Raw genomic sequence first — 20236 nt, 5'->3', positions numbered from 1 at the left:
GGTAACATCGCCTTCTAAATGATGTTTCCGGATGCCGGTGTCTTCGACCATGTCCAAAGCCAAAATCGTCATCCTGACAGGCGCCGGCATTTCGGCGGAGTCGGGCGTCGCCACGTTCCGGGATCCCGACGGGGTCTGGGCGAAATACGACCTGCAGGACGTGGCCACGCCGCAAGGTTTTGCGCGCGATCCCGTAAAGGTGCAGGATTTCTACAATATGCGCCGGCGGCAGATGGGCAGCGTCGAGCCAAATGCGGCGCACGCCGCGCTGGCCAAGCTCGAGCAGAAATTCCCAGGCGACGTCCTCGTCGTCACGCAGAATATCGACGACCTGCATGAGCGCGCCGGTTCGCGCAAACTGATCCATATGCATGGAGAACTGGACCATGCCCTTTGCCTGGGCTGCGGGCAAAGCAGCGCCTGGGCCGACGACATCGCTGCCCATTCGGCCTGTCCAGCGTGTGGCGCAAAAGGTCAATTGAGGCCTGACGTGGTCTGGTTCGGCGAAATGCCTTACCGCATGGAGGAGATCGGCGAGGCGCTGACGCGCTGCGACCTGTTCGTGGCCATCGGCACCAGCGGCAGTGTCTACCCGGCAGCAGGTTTCGTGGAGGAGGCACGCGCGGCCGGAGCCGTAACAGCCGAACTCAATCTGAAATGCGCCGGCTGGGCCTCCCGTTTCGACGAGCAGATGGAAGGGCCGGCGACACAAGTGGTGCCTGCCTTCGTCGAGCGCGTCCTTTCAGGCGCAGGCTAGCACCGTCTGGTTATGCAGCCTTGAATTCAGCGCGCGATCAGCATCTTTGTTATGTCGGGAGAGGAAATTGTGATGGTCGGCGGAGAACAGCGAGAAGTCACCAGTTCGACCGACGATCAAGTCATACTGCCTGTTCCAGTCTTGCCCCTAACGCGGCCAGAGGACGTGTTTGGATCCCTGCCCACAGAGGCAGGCCGAAGACGTTGGAAGAGATGGAGGCGGGTGTGCTCGCCGCGGCTCGAATTGCCCTAAAGCCATGAAGCCGGTGTTTTCGGCAGGCGATGGTCGGGATCGATGATTTCAAGACGCGGAGCATCGTTTTCGTTCCAGCGCCACAGCGCGACGCATGTGCCGCCGGGCGACATGAAGGACGGGTAGATCACGCCGTGCAGCCCGTCGCCAAGCAAGCGGTCTCTCAGCTGATGCGTCTCGAGCACACAGCCTCTATCCACGATGTCACGCCATTCGCATCGGTGAATGCCCGCCGCTACACCAAGCTGCACCAGCGTATCGGCGTCTGTCAGGTCGGCCAGCCGGGCGCCTGACAGCTTCAATCGTGCAATCGGCGCCGGGTGCTGGACAAAAGCGCGCCAATCGGATTCCAGCGGCCGCCGAAGCGGGCCGCGCCGTCACCGGAAAGCGGCAGATGGGCCCAGCCCGGCACAAAAGCGCGCCACAGGGTCAGCCTGGTTTCAGGCATAGATGCCGGAGCGGACTGCCTCCAGATAGGCAAGCACCTTGTCCGTCTTACCTTCGCGAACCAGATCGTAGGCGGTCTTTCCGGCCCAACCGGGGATCGGCTGATGCTTGAACCAGATCGCCGCACGATGTTCATCACCGACCATCTCGCCGGCCGTCGCCAGGATACGGACGATGGGACTCAATGCGGCGTCGACCTTGCGCGCACCGGATTTGGCGGCAAGCGTGTTGCGCGAGACCGGTCAGCCCCGCCAGTTCTGTCATATTGACCCCTAGCAGTTCAGCGACCCGCCTTGGCGAGAGAAACGGCGCCCGCTCCTCGCCGAAGCGCGACGCCGAAATCTCAAAGGCTTTGGTGCTCATTGCAATTTCCTAGCACATTTTGAACAACGCACGTTCAAATGCGCTTTGTTGGTGCGCATTTCACGCCCATAAATGCTGCTAGCGCCTTCGCCTCGGCTTCTCCAACAGCGCCACGGCCTCGACATGCGGCGACCACAGGAACTGGTCGATCGGCGTCACGCTCTTCAGGGCGTAGCCGCCGTCCATGAGAATGCGTAGGTCCCGCGCCAGCGTTACCGGATTGCAGGACACCGCGGCGACGAGCGGCACGTCGGAGCGCGCGATCTGCTTCGACTGGTCCTCGGCGCCGGCGCGAGGCGGGTCGAAGACAACGCCGTCAAAGGCATTCAACTCCTTGGATGTGAGCGGCCGCCGGAACAAGTCGCGACGTTCGCCGGTCACCCGCTTCAGGCCGCTGGCGAAACGGAATGCCCGGTCGAGCGCCGCGAGTGCTGCCGCATCGCCTTCCACCGCGTGAACTTCCGATCTTGCGGCCAGGCGCAGTGCGAAGCTGCCGCAGCCGGCGAAGAGATCGGCGACCTTTTTGGCACGCGCGAGATGCTGGCCGACAATGCCGGCCATCGCTTGTTCGGCGGCCTCGGTCGCCTGCAGGAAAGCGCCCGGAGGCACTGCAACGGCGACGCCACCAAACAGGACGACCGGTTTCTTTGGTTCGATAATGATCTCGCCGTCGACCGACAGCCTGGCTAGCCCCTCGGCGATGATGAAGTTGGAGGCGACGCGGCGCTGGTTCTCGCCGAGCTTACCGGAATCGTGAACCGCGACATCGAGGCCGGAACCGGTTACCGTCACCGCCATGTGGAACGATTTGGTCGTGGTGCTGATCAGTCCGGCAAGCATCCTCAAACGGTCGAGCGCAGCGACGATCTGCGGCGCCGAGATCGGGCACTCCTCGATGGAGATGATTTCGGACGACAGCGCGCGAACGAAGCCGAACTGCATTCCCGCCTCGCTCCGCCGGGCGGTGAAGACGACGCGGCGGCGCGTGTGCGGCGCGCACGGCACCAGCGCGCCGACATCGCAAGCGATGCCCTTGCTCTTCAGCGCATGCACTACCTTTTCGCGCTTCCACTGGTGATAGGCTTCAGTCTCGAGATGTTGGACGGCGCAGCCGCCGCACGCGCCGAAATGCCGGCACGGCGGATCGACCCGCAGCGGCGAAGCCTCAAGCACCGACATCAAGGTAGCGCGATCTTTCTCCCGCGCGGCGGTGACGACCTCTCCCGGCAGCGCGAACGGAATGAAAACCTCGCCGGTTTCCGTCTCGGCGATGCCGTCGCCCTGCGAGCCCAATTTTGCGATCGTGAAACGGGTGCTCATCGCTTCTGGGTCTCGGTGTCCTTGATGCCGCCGAGCAGGAACTCGCGGTTGCCGTCGCCGCCCTCTATCGGCGACAGATGCAGCCCCAGCGAGCGCCAGCCGGCAATGGTGTCGAGCCAGTCCTGCATCAGGCCGGCAATGCGCGCCGCATCATAGGGGTCCTTCAGCAGGCCGCCCTTGCCGATCGCCTCGCGGCCGGCCTCGAATTGCGGCTTGACCAGAAACACAGCTTTTGCGCCGTTCCTGGCCAAGGCAAGCGCCGGCGGGAGCGCCAGTTTCAGCGAGATGAAGCTGACATCCGAGACGATGAAATCCGGCACACGGCCGCCGAGATCGGCGGTAGTCAGTTCGCGCGCATTCAGGCCTTCAATTACCGTCACGCGCGGATCGCCGGCAATGTCGGAGTGCATCTGGCCGTGCCCGACATCGATCGCCGTGACATGCGCCGCGCCGCGTTCGAGCAGCACCTGCGTGAAGCCGCCGGTCGAGGCGCCGACATCGAGCGCTTCGCTGCCGGTTGGGTCGAGCGCGAAATGGTCGAGACCAGCCTTCAGCTTCAGTGCAGCGCGCGACACGTAACCTTGCGCCGGATCGTCAACGACGATGTTGCACTCAGGCAGAACGGCCTGGCCCGGCTTGAGGGCGACGATGCCGTCGACCGTCACGGTGCCGCGCTCGACCGCGTCGCGGGCACGCGAGCGGCTGGCAAACAGACCGCGCTGGACGAGCAATTCGTCGAGCCGCTGGCGTATGCTGGCTGGCGGAAGGGAAGTCATCGGCCTTCATGGCGAAAGCCAACGATGATGGCAAGGATATTGGCGATGAGAGAAGGCATAGTTGGAAAAGCGGGTGAACTCATCAGCCGCAGCGCTGTTTGTCGAACCTCGCACGAGACCCGACGCAATGCTAAGAAGGAGATGCCGTTTAGCCGTCGAAACGTGGAGGAGGAACATGCTGACGGGAACCTGCCACTGCGGCGCAGCCCACTGGACCCTGGAGGGCGATCCCGGTTCGATCACTGCCTGCAATTGCACACTTTGCCGTCGCTACGGCACGCTCTGGGCTTACGACTATGTCGACGAACGAATCCGCCTTGCGGGGCCTGTAAGCGCCTATACGCGCGTCGGAAAGGCCCATCCTTCGCTTGAGATTCTCTTCTGTCCAACCTGCGCTTGCGTCCTTGCATGGCGCGGTCTGCATGCCGATGCCGCCGGTCGCTACCGTATCGCCGTCAATGTGAGGCTTGCGCCGCCCGAGGCTGTCGCCGATCTCCCGATCGACCATTTCGATGGTCTCGATACATTCGAGGATTTACCGAGAGATGGTCGCTGTGTGCGGGATATGTGGTTCTAGTTTCTAGCGTCTCTTCGGGATCATGCTTTAGAATATGATCCGCGAAACCCGCCGCTCGACGGCCGGCGTCAGACCGTCGCTGCTGTCGCCGGACACCTGCGTGCGCGGCCGGTCAATGGAAATGGACGCCTTCGGCAAGGTGTCGGGGCAGACGACGAATTGCGGCGCCTGCGTGTCGGAAAAGCCGCCACGGATTTCGCCGATCTTGCCGGCGACGATGCCCATCACCGCCTTTTCGAGTTTGCGGTCGTAGCGCGTTTCGGCCGCGGCCGACGCGGCGAAGATTGCCATTAGCGCGATGCCGCCCAAAAGCGATCTCATTGGTCTTCATTCCCCTGCCGGTCGCTTTCTAGCAGGGCAGCGTTGAAGAACGGCCAAAGAACACGGTAAGCAAATCGCCAAACGGCTGCGTAAACAGCATGTTACGACCGTCCGCCGGCGATTTGATTCAAGCAGTTGAGATTTTGATTCAGACTAGCATCTTGCAGCAAAGTTGAATCGCTTCGGCGTCGCCGGAATGCGTCCAAGCTAGGCGCGCTGGGCCTGCGCTGTGTGCCCCAGCGCCACGAACACGGTGCGCACGATGCCGGCGCTGTCCAGCCCGGCGTCGGCATACATCTTTTCCGGCTTGGCATGGTCGACGAAAGCGTCGGGCAGCACCAGCGGGCGCACCTTCAAGCCGCTCTCCAGCAGCCCTTCATGGGCCAGGAACTGCAGCACATGGCTGGCGAAGCCGCCGACCGCGCCCTCTTCCACCGTCACCAGTATCTCGTGCGAACGGGCCAGCCGCCGGATCAGATCTTCGTCGAGCGGCTTGGCAAAACGGGCATCGGCGACCGTGGTAGAAAGCCCTGCCGCGCCGAGCTCCTCGGCCGCGGCCAGGCAATCCTGCAGCCTGGTGCCGAAGGAAAGCAGCGCTACCTTGGTGCCCTCCCTGACGATCCGGCCCTTGCCGATCTCCAACACCGAGCCGCGTTGCGGCATCTCGACACCAACGCCGTTACCGCGCGGGTAGCGGAAGGCGATCGGGCCGTCATCGTAGCTTGCAGCGGTGCGTACCATGTGGCGCAGTTCGGCCTCATCGGCCGCCGCCATGACGACGAAACCGGGCAGCGTCGCCAGGAAGGTCGTGTCGAAGGCGCCGCAATGGGTGGCACCATCGGCGCCGACGAAGCCGGCGCGATCGATCGGAAAGCGCACCGGCAATTTCTGGATTGCCACGTCGTGGACGACCTGGTCGTAGGCGCGCTGGAGGAAGGTCGAGTAGATCGCAGCGAAAGGCTTGAAGCCTTCCGTGGCAAGACCGGCGGCGAAGGTCACCGCATGCTGCTCGGCAATGCCGACATCGAAGGTCCTCGCCGGAAACGCTTCGCCGAACAGATCAAGCCCGGTGCCGTTCGGCATGGCGGCGGTGATGGCGACGATGCGGTCGTCCTCTCGGGCCTCCTGGATCAGGCTTTCGGCAAACACCTTGGTGTAGCTCGGCGCATTGGCGGGCGCCTTGGCCTGGGCGCCGGTAATGACGTCAAATTTGTTGACGCCGTGATATTTGTCGGCGGCCGCCTCGGCCGGGGCATAGCCCTTGCCTTTCTGGGTCACGACGTGGATCAACACCGGGCCGTCGGCATTGTCGCGGACGTTCTTCAGCACCGGGATCAGGTGCTCGAGGTTGTGACCGTCGATCGGGCCGATGTGGTAGAACCCCATTTCCTCGAACAGCGTGCCACCGGTGACGTAACCGCGCGCATGCTCGACCGCGCGCTTGATGGCGCGATCGGCGCGCTCGCCGAGATAGGACGTCAGCTTCTTGCCGAAATCGCGCAACCCAAGATAGGTCTTGCCTGAGGCGAGCCGCGCCAGATAGGCGCTCATCGCACCGGTCGGCGGAGCGATCGACATATCGTTGTCGTTCAAGATGACGATTAGCCGGGCATCGAGTGCGCCGGCATTGTTCATCGCCTCATAGGCCATGCCGGCCGACATGGCGCCGTCGCCAATAACGGCAATGACATTGTTGCGGCCATCGGACAGATCGCGCGCCATGGCCATGCCGAGGCCGGCTGAAATCGAGGTCGAGGAGTGGGCTGCGCCGAACGGATCGTATTCACTCTCGACGCGACGCGTGAAGCCGGACAGGCCGCCCTCCTGCCGCAGCGTGCGGATTCGGTCGCGGCGGCCAGTCAGAATCTTGTGCGGATAGGCCTGGTGGCCGACGTCCCAGATCAGCCGGTCGTCCGGCGTGTTGAACACGTAGTGCAGCGCGACGGTCAGTTCAACGACGCCAAGGCCGGCGCCGAGATGCCCGCCGGTGTGCGAGACGACGTCGATCAGTTCGGCGCGAAGCTCTGACGCCAGCTGCGGCAGGTCGCCTTCGGCAAGCGTGCGCAAATCGGCTGGGACGCGGACCTTGTCGAGAAGCGGCGTATCGGGCTTTGCGTTCACTGTTTGCGAGCCTGGTCAGATTTTCTGTTCATCGTGAAATATGCCGCTGGCCGGCGAATGTAAATGTGGCGGTAACGCGCATCAGCTTTCGGGCAGTGGGATGAACTCTTGCTCGTCTCCAGGAACGATATCGAAGCGGCCTGTCTTCCATTCTTCTTTCGCCTGCTCGATGCGTTCCTTTGAGGACGATACGAAATTCCACCAGATATAACGTTTCGAACCGAGCGAAGCGCCGCCAAAGAGCATGAAATGGGCGCCGCCCACCGATGAAACAACGACCTCATCGCCAGGCCGGAAAACCAGCAGCCGCTCGGCCGGGAAGCGGTCACCGGATATCGAAACCTCGCCTTCCAGCGTATAGATGGCGCGCTCCTCGGCATCGGCCGGGATCTTCACGCTGGCACCCGGCGCCAGCCTGAGATCGGCATAAAGCGTGTCCGAAGCGGTGGCGACCGGGGAGCGCAGTCCGGAAAACGCACCGATGACGATACGACCGCTAACCCCCTCGGCGTCGATTTCGGGCAGGCGCAGGGCCGCGGTGTTTTCGAAGACCGGCGCGACCTCCTCCTTGCCGTCCGGCAGCGCCAGCCATGTTTGCAGGCCAGAAACCGACATCGGCGCGCCGCGCAATTCTTCCGGCGTGCGCTCCGAATGGACGATGCCACGGCCGGCGGTCATCAAATTCACATCGCCGGGTTGGATCACCATCTCGGTGCCGAGCGAATCGCGGTGCCTGATCTTGCCGTCGAATAGGTAAGTCACCGTCGACAGGCCGATATGTGGATGCGGACGGACGTCGAGCGCCTGGCCGGCCCGCAGAACCGCCGGACCCATGCGGTCGAAGAAGATGAAGGGTCCGACCAGCCGGCGCCTGGCCGTCGGCAAGGCGCGGCGAACCTGAAATCCGCCGATGTCCTTGGCGTTCGGAATGACCATCAGTTCGATCTGATCGCTGGCGAAGGCATCGCCCATCTGCGGATCGTTTCCGGGAAAGAAGCTCACGCGGTCCCCTCAGGCGAAGCGAAGTGCAGATTTGGCCTTCGCCTTGGCCGCCACCTCTTCGCGATTGCGCGGATGCTGTGTCGTCTCGAGGCTGTCGAGCAATTCGCGCGCCGAGGCGGCGATGGCCTCGACGGCATGGTCGAACGCATGCTGGTTCTGTTTCGACGGCCGCGTCGTTCCGCTCAGCTTGCGGACAAACTGGAGCGCCGCATCGCGGACCTCGTCATTGGTTGCCGGCGGATCGAAATTGAACAGGGTTTTGATGTTTCTGCACATCGTTCGCAATCTCCTCTCGTCCTGGAGCCGTTTCAAACGGTATGAGTTTTATCCTCAATCGTGATGATGTCCAAAGCCGGTAAGCACAATTGTCGTTCGAGGCCGTGCCTCAATCCGCATCCAGCGGCTCTGTCCCCACCGGCTTACCGTCGCGCGACAGCCTGATTTTCTCGACCTTGTCCTCGGCCGCTTTCAGCAGCCGGTCGCAATGCGCCTTCAGCGCCTCGCCGCGCTCATAAATGCGGATCGACTGGTCGAGCGGCACGTCGCCGCGCTCCAGATCGTCGACGATCCTCTCCAGCGCCTCGAGCGCCTGCTCGAAGCTCATCGCCTTAACGTCCTCGTTGGTCTCACCAGCCATCGTCTATCCCTTCATCAGCCGCCCAACATGGGCGGCGACTGAAAATGCCAATCCCTGCAGATCGTAGCCGCCCTCGAGCAGGCTGACGAGCCGGTTGCCGCTATGGCGTCCGGCGCGTTCGAGCAACTGGCCGGTCGCCCAGTCGAAATCATCCTCGGTCAGGTTGATCTCGGCCAGCGGATCGCGGTGGTGGGCGTCGAAACCGGCGGAGATGATGATGAGGTCGGGCGCAAAATTGTCGAGCGCCGGCAGGATGCGCGACAGAAAGGCGTCGCGGAAACTGTCGCTGCCGCTCTGCGGCGCCAGCGGCGCGTTGACGATGTTGCCGGCGCCGGTTTCGCTCGCGGCCCCGGTTCCCGGGTAAAGCGGCATCTGGTGTGTCGAGCAATAGAGCACTGACGGATCGTCCCAGAAGATGTCCTGCGTACCGTTGCCGTGATGCACATCCCAGTCGACGACGGCGACGCGGTCGGCGCCATGCTTCTTCTGCGCGTAGCGTGCCGCGATCGCCGCGGTGTTGAACAGGCAAAAACCCATCGAGGTGGTCTTTTCGGCATGATGGCCGGGCGGCCGCGCGGCGACGAAGACGTTGTCGGCACGGCCGGTGAAGACGTCGTCGACAGCGGCGTTGGCAGCGCCGATCGCGGTCACGGCCGCCTGCCAGCTCTTTGGGCTGGCGGTGGTGTCGGCGTCGATACGGGCGATGCCGGTGTCCGGTATCGCTGCGCGGACACGTTCGGCGAATTCGGGCGGATGCGCGTAAAGGATGGTTGCCTCGTCGCCTTCAGGCGCCTGGACGCGATCGAGCGCCGCGAAGGCCTCGTCGTCAAGCACACGCTCTATGGCGCGCAGACGGTCCGGCCGCTCCGGATGACCGGGCGGGGTTATGTGCTCGAGGAAAATCGGATGGGTGTAAAGTCTCGTGACCATGCCCCCGATATAGGCGCGCCTTACCGCTTTGGCCATGTTTTCGCGTCTCGCTGGTGCGATGTTCAACAGGGTTTACGCGGCCGGCCTCGGCTGGATCGAGCTGTCTGACATTGGCGAAAAGATGACCTCAGGCCGGTGATCGGTCAACCTCGGGCTGTATCGCCGACGGTCGATCAGGTTGATGCAGCCTGCCGGTGCGATTGAGCAGTCCTTCCAGAAGAACCTTGAACGCCTTCACTGCCTTCTTCGATGTCGCTTCGGGATCGTTCGAATTTGCGATCCACTGCGCCGCATGCAGCGAGGCGCCGCTGACCAGCCTTGCCGCGGCTTCGGGATCGACGGCGAGAATTGTCCCCTCGTCGCGCAGTCTTTGCAGGCTCTCTGTCATCGAACGGATGCATGTGCTCTGGCTTGGCCATTGCGATGGATCGCCGAGCACTGCCGGCCCGTCACGAAGCACGATACGCTGGATCTCGGGCTCCAGCGCCATCTCGATATAGGCGGTGCATTCGTCGACAAAGCCCTGCCAGAGATTGTCCGGCTTGGCCGAAACGACCTTCAGCCGGGCCGACATTTCGGCGTCGATCTCGGCGATGACCGCCTGGAGAAGGCCCTTCTTGTCGCCGAAATGGTGATAGAGCGCACCGCGCGTCAGCCCGGCCGATGCCGTGAAGTCATCCATCGAGGCTTCGGCATAGCCGAGCGTGCCGAAGGCCTGGCGCGCCGCGGCAATCAGTTTGGCGCGGGTCTCGGCAATCATCTCCTTGCGTGGTCTGTGCATGCTCTGGCCCTATTAACATACGCTTCGTATGCCAATTGACATACGCCGCGTATGATCTATTTAAACTCATACGCTACGTATGTAATCGCCGAACCGGCCGTTGTCGAGGAGCCAGACCATGCAAAATCCCTATTCGCAGATCTTTCGCGCGCCCGGCGCCAAGGGCTTTGCCGCCGCCGGCTTCGTTGCCCGGCTGCCGATGGCCATGGCTCCGATCGGGATCGTCGCCATGCTGTCACAGACCGATGGCGAATACTGGCTGGCCGGCGCCGTCTCCGCGACATATGCGCTGGCCAACGCTTTCGTCGCCCCGCAGGTATCGCGACTGGTGGACCGCCTCGGCCAGACGCGGATCGTGGTGCCGACCACCGTGATTTCCACGCTCGCTTTCGCGATCCTGATTGCGGCGGCCAATCAGCATTGGCCGATATGGACGCTATTCGTCTCGGCGCTGCTCGCCGCCGTCATGCCCAGTATCCCGGCAATGGTGCGCGCGCGCTGGACGGAGATTTTTCGCAACCGTCCCGAGTTGAACACGGCGTTCGCCTTCGAGTCGGCGGCGGACGAGCTGGTCTACATCGCCGGCGCATCGCTGTCGGTGGGGCTGAGCGTCGCGCTTTTCCCGGAAGCGGGAGTGATCGCGAGCACATTGTTCCTCGCCTTCGGTTCGACGGCCTTCGTCCTGCAGCGCTCGACCGAACCGCGAGCCCGACCGGTGGAACATGGTTCAGGCGGCTCGGCAATCCGCCTCCGGCCGGTCCAGATCATCACCTTGGCCCTGATCTTCATCGGCGCGACCTTCGCCACCACGGAGGTGAGTACCGTGGCGATCACCAAGGAGCTTGGCCAGCCGGGCGCGGCCAGCTTCGTCATCGGCGTCTACGCGCTCGGATCGTTCGTCGTCGGCATCATCATCGGCGCCCTGAACCTGAAAGTGCCGCTGCAAATTCAGCTTGCTATCGCAATCGCCATCATTGCGCTTACCACGCTGCCGCTGCTCGTCGCCGACACTGTGCCGCTGCTGGCACTGGCCGTCTTCGTCAGCGGCGTGGCGATCTCGCCGACCTTCATCACGGCATTCGGCCTGATCGAGCGGCGCGTGCCCGAGGCGGTGCTGACCGAGGGTGTGACCTGGGTGATGACCGGCATCGGCATCGGCATGGCGCTCGGCTCGTTCGCCGCCGGCTGGGTGGTGGACGCTTTCGGCGCGCAGAACGGGTTCTGGGTATCGGTGGCATCGGGCACAATCGCGCTGGTCATCGTGCTCGCCGGCCAGCGCAGCCTTGCCGCGCCGGACTGCGACATGGCTGCATGCGACGCAGCCGCGGTCGCTGCGGAATAGTTTCCGGTGCGTCCGGTCCCGAGGCGGGGCCGGACGTATACCAGCATCGTGAGAATGGCCTAAAGAATCTCGGTCTTGGCGATGTGGATGCCAAAACCTTCGAGACCGACATAATGGCGCTCGCGCGAGGCGATCAGATTGATCGAGGAAATGCCGAGATCCTTGAGAATTTGCGCGCCGAGGCCGATCTCACGCCATTCGTTTTCGCGACGGCGCGCCTCTTCATGATCTTCGCGGTCGCCGGCAGCCGGCCGCTTGCGTTCCTGATGGGCGACGCCGACCGAGCCTTCACGCAGATAGACAATGACGCCGCGCTTGCGCTCGCCCATCGCCTTCATGATGGCATCCAGCCTGTGGCTGATGCCGAAGACGTCACTCACCACGTCCTCAGAATGAAGGCGCACCGGCACCTCGACGCCGTCGCGGATGTCGCCGAAGACGACCGCCACGTGATGCATGGAATCCCAGGGCAGCGTATAGGTGAAGACCTGCGCCTTGCCGCCGGGCGTCTCGATGTCGGAACAGGCGACGCGTTCGACCAGCGTTTCCTTGCGTTGCCGGTAGGCGATGAGGTCAGCGACCGAGATTTGCTTCAACCCGTGCTTTTCGGCGAAGGCCTGCACCTGCGGGCCGCGCATGACTGTGCCGTCATCATTGACCAGCTCGGAAATGACGCCGACCGGCGGCAGGCCGGCGAGCTTGCAGAGGTCGACTGCGGCTTCGGTATGGCCCGAACGCATCAGCACGCCGCCTTCGCGCGCGATCAGCGGAAAGATGTGGCCGGGGCGCACGAAATCGGACGCGCCGACATTGCCATTGGCGAGATTGCGCACCGTCAGCGTGCGGTCGTCCGCCGAAATGCCAGTCGTGGTGCCGTGCTTGAAGTCGACGCTGACGGTAAAGGCAGTGGTGTGGGCAGAATCATTGTCGGCCACCATCGGCGACAGGTTGAGCCGCTTGGCTTCCTCGCGCGGCATCGGCGTGCAGACAATGCCTGACGTGTTGCGCACGATGAATGCCATCTTTTCCGGCGTGCAATGGACGGCGGCGACGATCAGGTCACCCTCGTTCTCGCGCCCGTCATCGTCCATGACGACGACGATCTCGCCGCGCTCGAAGGCGCGCAGGGCTTCAACGATCTTCTTCTGGTCGTAAGGCATAAGTGCTCGCTTCGCTCGCAGGGAATAGGGGAGTAGGGCAGTACGGGAGTAGGGAAAAGGAAAAAATGCTGTCGCGGGAGCTGCATAACCTACTCCCGTACTGCCCTACTCCCCTACTCCCCTACCTGTCTGTCCCCGATGACGCAGATAATGATCGGCAATGGCGCAGGCAACCATCGCCTCGCCGATCGGCACGGCGCGGATGCCGACGCATGGATCGTGCCGGCCCTTGGTCATGATCTCGACGTCATTGCCGTCCTTGTCGATCGACTTTCGCGGCGTCAGGATCGACGAAGTCGGCTTGACGGCAAAGCGTGCGATGATCGCCTGGCCGGTCGAGATGCCGCCGAGGATGCCGCCGGCATTGTTGGACAGGAAGACCGGCTTGCCGTCATTGCCCATGCGCATCTCATCGGCATTCTCCTCGCCGGTGATGCGGGCGGCCTCGAAACCGTTGCCGATCTCGACACCCTTGACGGCGTTGATCGACATCAGGCCGGCGGCGATATCCTGGTCGAGCTTGGCATAAATCGGCGCGCCAAGCCCCGCCGGCACGCCGTCGGCGACGATCTCGATGACCGCACCGACCGAGGAGCCCGCCTTGCGGATGCCGTCCAGATATTTGGTGAAGACGGCGACCGACGCCGGATCGGGAGTGAAGAACGGGTTTTCGGCGTCGCCGACGAAATTCCAGTTCCAATTGGCGCGATCGATCGATTTTTCGCCCATCGACACCAGCGCGCCGCGTACCACCATGCCGGGCACGACCTTGCGGGCAAGCGCCCCGGCCGCCACCCGCGCCGCCGTCTCACGCGCCGAGGAGCGGCCGCCGCCGCGGTAATCGCGCAGGCCGTATTTGACCTCGTAAGTGTAATCGGCATGGCCCGGCCGGAACTGACGCGCGATGTCGCCATAATCCTTGGAGCGCTGGTCGACATTCTCGATCAGCATCGACACCGGCGTGCCGGTGGTGATCATCGTCTCACCGTCCTCATCGAGAATGAAGCCGGACAGGACCTTGACCTCATCCGGTTCGCGACGCTGCGTCACAAAACGTGACTGGCCGGGGCGGCGCTTGTCAAGCTCGGCCTGGATCTCGTCGCGAGTGAAGCGGATGCCTGGCGGACAGCCGTCGACGACGCAGCCCAGCGCCGGCCCATGGCTTTCGCCCCAGGTGGTGACGCGGAAAAGATGACCGAACGTGTTGTGCGACATGGAACCAGCCCTGCCGGCGTCGAAGCCGGCTCAGCGCATGACCCCGAAAATCGGAGCGATCTTCGGAACGGATCATGCACAAAATCAAAACTGCTACAGCGTTCTTTGCGCGTCCAGGAGGACGCGCTGCGCTGCAGCTTGCCTTCTATTGGCGTTTTCCACAGTGGTCAAACTGTGATCCGGCGGATTTAGTTTTGACACATTCGATTGGTTTCTGCTCAGTTCCGTTCCGTTGGACCGAGCCGCTGTACCGGCAATGATTAAAGAGGACGATGATGCGTATCCTGATTGGCGCTGTTGCCGCCACGCTGTTGATTTCCACCGCCGCCTTCGCCGGCCAGACCGAAGGCCTGATCAAGAAGGTCGACAAGGATGCGCTGACGCTGACGCTTGACGACGGCAAGTCGTACAAGCTGAACGCCGAAACCGACCTCGATGCGCTGAAGCCGGGCATGGACATCGTCCTCGCCTATGACGTGACCAATGGCGAGAACGTCGTCACCGACATGGAACTGCCGGACACCGGATCGACCGAGTAGAGTCTTTCCGACCGACCCATGCCGCGCAGCGGTTTCGTTCTTCGCCCCATCTTGGCCGCAACGACGTTGCTTGCCCTTGCCTGAAAACAACTGCGGCGCCGCGTTGGCGCCTTGCGCTGGCACCTGCCTCTTGACGCTTCCGGCCGTGATACGCTCCTACCAATCGGTCATCATGCGTGTGGCCGAAGGCGGGTGACGAGCGTGGCGAGTTCCGCTTGACGGTGTGTGTTGGTTCTGGCGAATACCGCTTTGAGCCGGGTGCGCGCGGTTTCACGGCTGACGCCGAGTGCAATTGCCGCCGTAGCATCCTCCCGTTTGACCAACCGGATGGACGCGCCGAGATGATGTCCTTCATTCCACGCTTCGTTGGTCCGAAAAACCCGAACGGGCACAGGCGTGCTATTCGCTCTGGCGGGTGAGCCTGACAACGTCGCTGTCGGCCACGGCGGAGCAGGTTTCCTCGGTGGATCTCGAACTGGTTCTTTGTGTCGATGTATCGTCTTCAATGAGCGACGCGGAACAACGGCTGCAGCGGGAGGATATGTCAACCACTGCTCGATGCCGCAGTGTTGCAGTCCATTTGAATCCGGCCGGCGTGGTAATGCCCATATCGGTCTCCTTCGACCAATATGAATCATAAGCCGTCCATCAAAGGAATCCTGAATCCCTTAATTCGCGACTGACTTTAGCCCGGTGGCGGGCAGCCACAGGGTGGACATTTCAGCTCACATGGAAAATGATCATGTTGCCATGCACAACACTGCAGTGCGACGAGAAGCCTGAGCGTAGAAGCGGATCAACCGACCTCCGGTCCAGCGAGCGAGGACGCAAATGGACACCCCAGAGAATGGCCAATTGCATCGCGACGCGGGCGGGCGACCCCGTCGATCGGCCAGCTGGCTTGCCCGTGCTGCCATGTCGGCGGCATTCCTGCTCGGCATGGCTTTCAGCAGCACTGCGTTTGCGCAGGACCAGCAGCTTCCCGTGGTGACGGTGGCCAAGCCGGTGGTCCGTGAAATCATCGAAGACGACGAGTTCGTCGGGCGCTTCGAAGCCGTCGACCAGGTCGCCATCCGTTCGCGCGTCAGCGGCTATCTGGACAAAATCAGCTTCCAGGACGGCGCACTGGTCAACAAGGGCGACCTGCTCTTCACCATCGACCAGCGTCCGTACCAGGCGGCTTATGATGCCGCCAAATCGCAAGTGGACGTCGCCAAGAGTCTGCTCGAATTCTCCAAGATGCAGCTGGATCGTGCCGACGAACTCGCCAAGACCGGCAATATCTCCACGGCGACGGTCGACGACCGCCGGCGGGAATACCTTTCGGCGCAGGCGCAGATGCAGGGCGCGACGGCTGCGCTGACGACGGCCAGCCTGAACATGGAATTCACCGAGATCAAGGCGCCCTTGTCCGGCCGCATCGACCGCCGGCTGGTGTCGGTCGGCAACCTCGTGCAGCCGGATTCCACCTTACTGACGACCATCGTTACGCGCGATCCGATCGACTTCTATTTCGACGTCGACGAGCGCCTGTATTTCAGCTACGCCCGCGACGCGAAGGAGCGTGGCGGCAGCATGCAGGAAGGCGCCGGCGGGCTCGATGTGGTGGTTCGCGTCGCCGACCGCGCGGAGGCGGTATTCAAAGGCAAGCTCGATTTTGCCGAGAACCGGATCGACAACGCGACCGGCACCATGCGGGTGCGTGCAAGGTTTCCCAACGCCGACGGCATTCTCCAGCCAGGCATGTTCGGGCGCATCAACGTGCCGGGGTCGCTGCCGCATAGCGGCGTGCTGGTGCCCGACGAGGCGATCGGCGCCGATCAGGATCGCCGCATCGTGTTCCTGGTGGATGAGGCCGGGATGGTGTCGGCGAAGCCCGTGCGCACCGGCCCGCTTCTCGACGGCTACCGGGTGATCCGCGGGGGCCTGACCGGCGACGAGACGATCATCGTCAACGGGCTGATGCACGCCAGGCCCGGCACCAAGGTGAAGGTCGAGATGGTGACGTTGCCGCCCAGGGCCGAGACCGCCGGGTTGCAGCAATGAGGTTCGCACATTTCTTCGTCGACCGTCCGATCTTCGCATCGGTCGTTTCGATCGTCCTGCTGATCCTCGGCGGGATTGCTTATACCCAGCTGCCGGTCGCGCAATATCCCGAGATCGCGCCGCCGACCATCGTCGTTCGCGCGCAGTATCCGGGCGCCGACGCCGAGACGGTCGCAGCGACGGTGGCAACGCCGATCGAGCAGGAGATCAACGGCGTCGAGGGCATGCTCTACATGTCGTCCTATTCGTCGGGCGACGGGGCGATGGCGCTGACCATCACCTTCAAGCTGGGCACCGATCTCGACCAGGCGCAGGTGCTGGTACAGAACCGCGTGTCGGTCGCCGAGCCGCGCCTGCCCGAAGAAGTCCGCCGCCTCGGCATCACCACCACCAAGACCTCGCCCGACCTGATGATGGTCGTGCACATGCTGTCGCCCGACAATACCTACGACCAGCTCTACGTCTCGAACTACGCCCGCTCGCGGGTGCGCGACATACTGCTCAGACTCGACGGCGTCGGCGACCTCATCATCTTCGGCGAACGCGAATATTCGCTGCGCATCTGGCTCGATCCGGAAAAACTGTCCGCCCTGGGGATGACCTCGGGCGATGTGGTGCAGGCGCTGCGCGACCAGAACGTCCAGGTGTCGGGCGGCTCGATCGGCGCGCCGCCGACCAGCACCGGCACGGCGTTCCAGTACACGGTCACCACGCAAGGGCGCTTCAACGACGCACGCGACTTCCGATACGTGATCGTCAAATCGACCGACGACGGCCGCCTGATCTCGCTGCAGGACGTGGCGCGCATCGAGCTCGGCGCCAAGGATTACGTCACCAACTCCTATCTCAACGGCAAACCGGCGGTGGCGCTCGCCATCTTCCAGCGGCCGGGCACCAATGCGCTCGCCGCAGCCGCGGAGATCCAGGACAAGATGAAGGAGCTTTCCCGCGACTTCCCGAAGGGGTTGAGCTACGACATCGTCTACAATCCGACCGAGTTCGTCGCCGAGTCGATCCAGGAGGTCTACAAGACGATCCTCGAGGCGATGCTGCTGGTCATCATCGTCATCATCGTCTTCCTGCAATCGTGGCGCATGGCGATCGTGCCGATTGTGGCGATCCCCGTGTCCCTGATCGGCACGCTGGCGGTGCTTTACGCTGCCGGCTTCTCGCTCAACATGCTGACGCTGTTCGGCCTCGTTCTGGCGATCGGCATCGTTGTCGACGATGCGATCGTCGTGGTCGAGAACGTCGAGCGCAATATCGCCGGAGGGCTGGCGCCCAATCCGGCGTCGCACCTGACCATGGACGAAGTCGGAACGGCGGTCATCGCGATCTCGCTGGTGCTGATAGCCGTGTTCGTACCGACAGCCTTCATCCCCGGCATTTCTGGGCAGTTCTACCTGCAGTTTGCGATCACCATCGCGGTGTCGACGGCGATCTCCGCATTCAATTCGCTGACGCTTTCGCCAGCGCTGGCCGCACTGCTGTTCAAGCCGCACCACGCCGCGGCGGCGCCGCCGCGCTTTTTCCTGGCGCGGTTCGGACGGGCGCTCGCCGATGGCTTCAATCGCGGCTTCGACAGGGTCGCCCACTGGTATTCGAGTATCATCCGCGTGCTGGTCGGCTCGTGGATAACGATCGCCGCCATGCTGGCCGTTTTCGCGGGCCTCATCTACGCCACGGTCTACATGGTGCAGGCGGTGCCGCGCGGTTTCATTCCGTCGCTCGACCAGGGCTATGCGATCGTCGTCGTCCAGTTGCCGGACGGCGCCTCGCTGTCGAGGACCGATGGGGTCATCCAGCAGGCGTCGCAGATCATCCAGAAAACGCCAGGCGTCGACTACGCAGTCGCCTTCGCCGGCTTCTCCGGCGCGACTTTCACCAACGCCAGCAACGCGGGCGTGATCTTCGCCAGGTTCAAGCCCTTTGACGAGCGACTGAAAGCCGGCCAGTCGGCGACCCAGGTCATCGGCAATCTGTTCGGCAGCCTGCAAAGCATCAAGGAAGCCTTCATTATCGCACTGCCGCCGCCGCCGATCCGCGGCGTCGGCAATGCCGGCGGCTTCAAGCTGCAGATCCAGGAGCGTAACAGCGCCGACATGCGGCAGATCCTGGCGCTTGCCAACGAAATCGCCGGCAAGGCCAACAAGACGCCGGGGCTGACGGGCGTGTTCACCACGTTCTCCGCGTCGAGCCCGCAGTTCTTCCTGGCGATCGATCGCGACAAGGCGCGCATCCTGAACGTGCCGATCCCCAACATCTTCGAGACGCTGTCGATCAATTTGGGCACAGCCTACGTCAACGACTTCAACGCTTTCGGGCGCGTCTACCAGGTGCGGGCGCAGGCCGACCAGGCGTTCCGCCTCGATCGCGCCGACATCTTGAAACTGAAGGTGCGCTCGGCGACCGGCGCGCTGGTTCCGCTCGGCACGTTGATCGAGATCCGCGACGTCACCGGCCCGGCGCTGGTCCAGCGCTACAACATGTACGTCTCGGTGCCGCTGCAGGGCAACGCCGCGCCCGGCGTTTCCACGGGCGACGCGCTGGCATTGATGGAAGGGATCACGGCAAAGACGCTGCCGGCCGGTACCTCCTATGAATGGACCGAGCTCGCCTATCAGGAGCGCAGCACCGGCAATGCCGCTGTCTATATCTTCGGACTGTCGGTGCTGTTCGTGTTCCTGGCGCTGGCGGCGCAATATGAAAGCTGGGTGCTGCCGTTCGCCATTGTGCTGGTGGTGCCGCTCGGCGTGCTCGCGGCGTTGCTCGGCGTGTCTTTCCGAGGGCTGGACAACAACATCCTCGTGCAGATCGGGCTCATCGTGCTGATCGGGCTTGCCGCCAAGAACGCGATCCTGATCGTCGAATTCGCGCGCCAGGCGCAGGAACGCGGCCTGTCGGCCGCCGAGGCTGCCGTCGAAGCCTGCCGGCTCAGGCTGCGGCCGATCCTGATGACCGCTTTCTCGTTCATCCTCGGCGTCGTGCCGCTGGTGATCGCAACGGGCCCGGGCGCAGAAATGCGCCAGTCGCTGGGCACGGCGGTGTTCTTCGGCATGCTCGGCGTCACCTTCGTCGGCCTGTTCCTGACGCCGGTGTTCTACGTCACGCTCAGGTCGCTGTTTTCACGCCGCAAGCCCCGTGCCGAGGCCGAGCCTTCAGGGCCGGCAGAGGCGCCATCGGAGACGGCCGCCGAGTAGGGTTACGAATTCGCCGCGTCGGGCGCGGCTTATCACGCCAGAAAATCGGCGCGGCGCGGCAATGGCCACGATCTGCGCGACCTCGGCGTCGAGGTGCGGCGGAGAACCTGCTCGGTCTGACCCAGCCCAAGCGAGACGATGCCGGGCGGCGAGGCCAACGCGATCTTCTATCTGGTCGACCAGGCGGGGCTTGAGGGCATAGTGTCGAAGCGACTTGGCAGCAAATATCGCAGCGGCAACACGACGGCATGGCTGAAGACCAAAAGCACCGTCGCCGGATACGCTTGAACCCCCATAACGGTCATTTGCCGAGTCGTTCTCAAACGATGCATTTGGCGCAACCGCGACCTCCGGAGTCCTCGCTTGCGATGTCTTCTGTGGATGGCTCCCGCGATGCAAGAGGTAATTCGACATTATGGCGCGTTGGTCGGGTGCAGTCTTCTGTCCGGC

General features: G+C 63.3%; 20 protein-coding genes and 2 pseudogenes. 9 read left to right on the top strand and 13 right to left on the bottom strand.

Annotated elements, in window-relative coordinates; genetic code table 11:
* Positions 1–49 precede the first annotated feature (49 nt).
* Positions 50–757, top strand: coding sequence for an NAD-dependent deacylase (locus tag NKG60_RS20975; RefSeq protein WP_352661002.1), 708 nt, complete (start codon positions 50–52; stop codon positions 755–757).
* A 248-nt stretch (positions 758–1005) separates the two neighbouring features.
* Here the strand turns inward: NKG60_RS20975 and NKG60_RS20970 are convergent.
* From NKG60_RS20970 to NKG60_RS20955, 4 genes and pseudogenes are all read right to left on the bottom strand, one after another.
* Positions 1006–1484 (bottom strand): annotated as a pseudogene (locus NKG60_RS20970) (RES family NAD+ phosphorylase).
* Positions 1450–1819 (bottom strand): annotated as a pseudogene (locus NKG60_RS20965) (antitoxin Xre/MbcA/ParS toxin-binding domain-containing protein). Before NKG60_RS20965 ends, NKG60_RS20970 begins: the two co-directional pseudogenes overlap by 35 nt.
* 78 nt (positions 1820–1897) lie before the next feature.
* Positions 1898–3139, bottom strand: a complete 1242-nt coding sequence (locus NKG60_RS20960) for a class I SAM-dependent RNA methyltransferase (RefSeq protein WP_352660997.1) — start codon at positions 3137–3139, stop codon at positions 1898–1900.
* Positions 3136–3915 carry a TlyA family RNA methyltransferase gene (locus NKG60_RS20955; protein ID WP_352660994.1) on the bottom strand — a complete coding sequence of 260 codons (780 nt, stop codon included), beginning with the start codon at positions 3913–3915 and terminating at the stop codon, positions 3136–3138. Before NKG60_RS20955 ends, NKG60_RS20960 begins: the two co-directional genes overlap by 4 nt.
* A 175-nt stretch (positions 3916–4090) precedes the next feature.
* Between NKG60_RS20955 and NKG60_RS20950 the strand changes: the two genes are divergently transcribed.
* Positions 4091–4492, top strand: coding sequence for a GFA family protein (locus tag NKG60_RS20950; protein WP_352660991.1), 402 nt, complete (start codon positions 4091–4093; stop codon positions 4490–4492).
* 27 nt (positions 4493–4519) lie between these two features.
* On the opposite strand, the gene NKG60_RS20945 is transcribed toward NKG60_RS20950, so the two are convergent.
* From NKG60_RS20945 to NKG60_RS20915, 7 genes are all read right to left on the bottom strand, one after another.
* Positions 4520–4813 (bottom strand): hypothetical protein, encoded by a 294-nt coding sequence (locus NKG60_RS20945; RefSeq protein ID WP_352660988.1) that lies wholly within the window; start codon positions 4811–4813, stop codon positions 4520–4522.
* A gap of 207 nt (positions 4814–5020) precedes the next feature.
* On the bottom strand, positions 5021–6934 hold the full coding sequence (gene dxs, locus NKG60_RS20940) for a 1-deoxy-D-xylulose-5-phosphate synthase (protein WP_352516531.1): 1914 nt from the start codon (positions 6932–6934) through the stop codon (positions 5021–5023).
* Positions 6935–7015: 81 nt separating this feature from the next.
* Complete coding sequence (locus NKG60_RS20935) at positions 7016–7936, bottom strand: pirin family protein (RefSeq protein ID WP_352975458.1); 921 nt, start codon at positions 7934–7936, stop codon at positions 7016–7018.
* Between the two features lie 9 nt (positions 7937–7945).
* Complete coding sequence (locus tag NKG60_RS20930) at positions 7946–8212, bottom strand: DUF2277 domain-containing protein (protein WP_023716908.1); 267 nt, start codon at positions 8210–8212, stop codon at positions 7946–7948.
* Positions 8213–8321: 109 nt separating this feature from the next.
* A complete protein-coding gene (locus NKG60_RS20925; RefSeq protein WP_031211056.1) occupies positions 8322–8573 on the bottom strand; it encodes an exodeoxyribonuclease VII small subunit in 252 nt (83 codons plus the stop codon).
* Positions 8574–8576: 3 nt separating this feature from the next.
* Positions 8577–9503: a histone deacetylase family protein gene (locus tag NKG60_RS20920; protein ID WP_352661335.1), complete on the bottom strand. Its 927-nt coding sequence runs from the start codon at positions 9501–9503 to the stop codon at positions 8577–8579.
* 127 nt (positions 9504–9630) lie between these two features.
* A complete protein-coding gene (locus NKG60_RS20915; RefSeq protein WP_352660984.1) occupies positions 9631–10284 on the bottom strand; it encodes a TetR/AcrR family transcriptional regulator in 654 nt (217 codons plus the stop codon).
* A gap of 118 nt (positions 10285–10402) precedes the next feature.
* Here NKG60_RS20915 and NKG60_RS20910 point away from each other — a divergent pair, with 118 nt between their 5' ends.
* Positions 10403–11626 carry an MFS transporter gene (locus tag NKG60_RS20910; protein WP_352660982.1) on the top strand — a complete coding sequence of 408 codons (1224 nt, stop codon included), beginning with the start codon at positions 10403–10405 and terminating at the stop codon, positions 11624–11626.
* Between the two features lie 59 nt (positions 11627–11685).
* Here the strand turns inward: NKG60_RS20910 and ribB are convergent, their stop codons facing one another.
* Together ribB and aroC are read right to left on the bottom strand one after the other, a co-directional pair.
* Positions 11686–12786, bottom strand: a complete 1101-nt coding sequence (ribB, locus tag NKG60_RS20905) for a 3,4-dihydroxy-2-butanone-4-phosphate synthase (protein ID WP_352660979.1) — start codon at positions 12784–12786, stop codon at positions 11686–11688.
* Between the two features lie 105 nt (positions 12787–12891).
* Positions 12892–14001 carry a chorismate synthase gene (gene aroC, locus NKG60_RS20900; RefSeq protein ID WP_352660977.1) on the bottom strand — a complete coding sequence of 370 codons (1110 nt, stop codon included), beginning with the start codon at positions 13999–14001 and terminating at the stop codon, positions 12892–12894.
* Between the two features lie 74 nt (positions 14002–14075).
* On the opposite strand from aroC, the gene NKG60_RS20895 reads away from it, so the two are divergent.
* From NKG60_RS20895 to NKG60_RS20870, 6 genes are all read left to right on the top strand, one after another.
* Positions 14076–14261, top strand: coding sequence for a hypothetical protein (locus tag NKG60_RS20895; RefSeq protein ID WP_352660974.1), 186 nt, complete (start codon positions 14076–14078; stop codon positions 14259–14261).
* 15 nt (positions 14262–14276) lie between these two features.
* The gene (locus NKG60_RS20890) at positions 14277–14540 is read left to right on the top strand and encodes a DUF1344 domain-containing protein (protein WP_023716902.1); all 264 of its coding nucleotides are present in this window, start codon (positions 14277–14279) and stop codon (positions 14538–14540) included.
* 415 nt (positions 14541–14955) lie between these two features.
* The gene (locus tag NKG60_RS20885) at positions 14956–15180 is read left to right on the top strand and encodes a DUF1194 domain-containing protein (protein ID WP_352660971.1); all 225 of its coding nucleotides are present in this window, start codon (positions 14956–14958) and stop codon (positions 15178–15180) included.
* 275 nt (positions 15181–15455) lie between these two features.
* On the top strand, positions 15456–16586 hold the full coding sequence (locus tag NKG60_RS20880; RefSeq protein ID WP_292661581.1) for an efflux RND transporter periplasmic adaptor subunit: 1131 nt from the start codon (positions 15456–15458) through the stop codon (positions 16584–16586).
* Positions 16583–19786, top strand: coding sequence for an efflux RND transporter permease subunit (locus tag NKG60_RS20875; protein WP_352660968.1), 3204 nt, complete (start codon positions 16583–16585; stop codon positions 19784–19786). Before NKG60_RS20880 ends, NKG60_RS20875 begins: the two co-directional genes overlap by 4 nt.
* Before the next feature lie 138 nt (positions 19787–19924).
* Positions 19925–20074, top strand: a complete 150-nt coding sequence (locus NKG60_RS20870; RefSeq protein ID WP_352660965.1) for a DNA ligase-like domain-containing protein — start codon at positions 19925–19927, stop codon at positions 20072–20074.
* Positions 20075–20236 lie beyond the last annotated feature (162 nt).

Origin of the sequence: Mesorhizobium sp. M1428, from assembly GCF_040317515.1 — a bacterium.
Taxonomy (GTDB): domain Bacteria; phylum Pseudomonadota; class Alphaproteobacteria; order Rhizobiales; family Rhizobiaceae; genus Mesorhizobium.
Note: the sequence above shows the minus strand (reverse complement) of the source record. Positions and strands in the feature narration are given on the sequence as shown.

What these genes read in the sequence shown, in the direction of transcription:
- NKG60_RS20945 (WP_352660988.1), bottom strand. Translation starts at nt 4,813, where the DNA reads ATGAGATCGCTTTTGGGCGGCATCGCGCTAATGGCAATCTTCGCCGCG.
- ribB (WP_352660979.1), bottom strand. Translation starts at nt 12,786, where the DNA reads ATGCCTTACGACCAGAAGAAGATCGTTGAAGCCCTGCGCGCCTTCGAG.
- NKG60_RS20950 (WP_352660991.1), top strand. Translation starts at nt 4,091, where the DNA reads ATGCTGACGGGAACCTGCCACTGCGGCGCAGCCCACTGGACCCTGGAG.
- NKG60_RS20915 (WP_352660984.1), bottom strand. Translation starts at nt 10,284, where the DNA reads ATGCACAGACCACGCAAGGAGATGATTGCCGAGACCCGCGCCAAACTG.
- NKG60_RS20910 (WP_352660982.1), top strand. Translation starts at nt 10,403, where the DNA reads ATGCAAAATCCCTATTCGCAGATCTTTCGCGCGCCCGGCGCCAAGGGC.
- NKG60_RS20930 (WP_023716908.1), bottom strand. Translation starts at nt 8,212, where the DNA reads ATGTGCAGAAACATCAAAACCCTGTTCAATTTCGATCCGCCGGCAACC.
- aroC (WP_352660977.1), bottom strand. Translation starts at nt 14,001, where the DNA reads ATGTCGCACAACACGTTCGGTCATCTTTTCCGCGTCACCACCTGGGGC.
- NKG60_RS20875 (WP_352660968.1), top strand. Translation starts at nt 16,583, where the DNA reads ATGAGGTTCGCACATTTCTTCGTCGACCGTCCGATCTTCGCATCGGTC.
- NKG60_RS20895 (WP_352660974.1), top strand. Translation starts at nt 14,076, where the DNA reads ATGCACAAAATCAAAACTGCTACAGCGTTCTTTGCGCGTCCAGGAGGA.
- NKG60_RS20925 (WP_031211056.1), bottom strand. Translation starts at nt 8,573, where the DNA reads ATGGCTGGTGAGACCAACGAGGACGTTAAGGCGATGAGCTTCGAGCAG.
- NKG60_RS20880 (WP_292661581.1), top strand. Translation starts at nt 15,456, where the DNA reads ATGTCGGCGGCATTCCTGCTCGGCATGGCTTTCAGCAGCACTGCGTTT.
- NKG60_RS20870 (WP_352660965.1), top strand. Translation starts at nt 19,925, where the DNA reads ATGCCGGGCGGCGAGGCCAACGCGATCTTCTATCTGGTCGACCAGGCG.
- NKG60_RS20960 (WP_352660997.1), bottom strand. Translation starts at nt 3,139, where the DNA reads ATGAGCACCCGTTTCACGATCGCAAAATTGGGCTCGCAGGGCGACGGC.
- NKG60_RS20975 (WP_352661002.1), top strand. Translation starts at nt 50, where the DNA reads ATGTCCAAAGCCAAAATCGTCATCCTGACAGGCGCCGGCATTTCGGCG.
- NKG60_RS20920 (WP_352661335.1), bottom strand. Translation starts at nt 9,503, where the DNA reads ATGGTCACGAGACTTTACACCCATCCGATTTTCCTCGAGCACATAACC.
- NKG60_RS20955 (WP_352660994.1), bottom strand. Translation starts at nt 3,915, where the DNA reads ATGACTTCCCTTCCGCCAGCCAGCATACGCCAGCGGCTCGACGAATTG.
- NKG60_RS20890 (WP_023716902.1), top strand. Translation starts at nt 14,277, where the DNA reads ATGCGTATCCTGATTGGCGCTGTTGCCGCCACGCTGTTGATTTCCACC.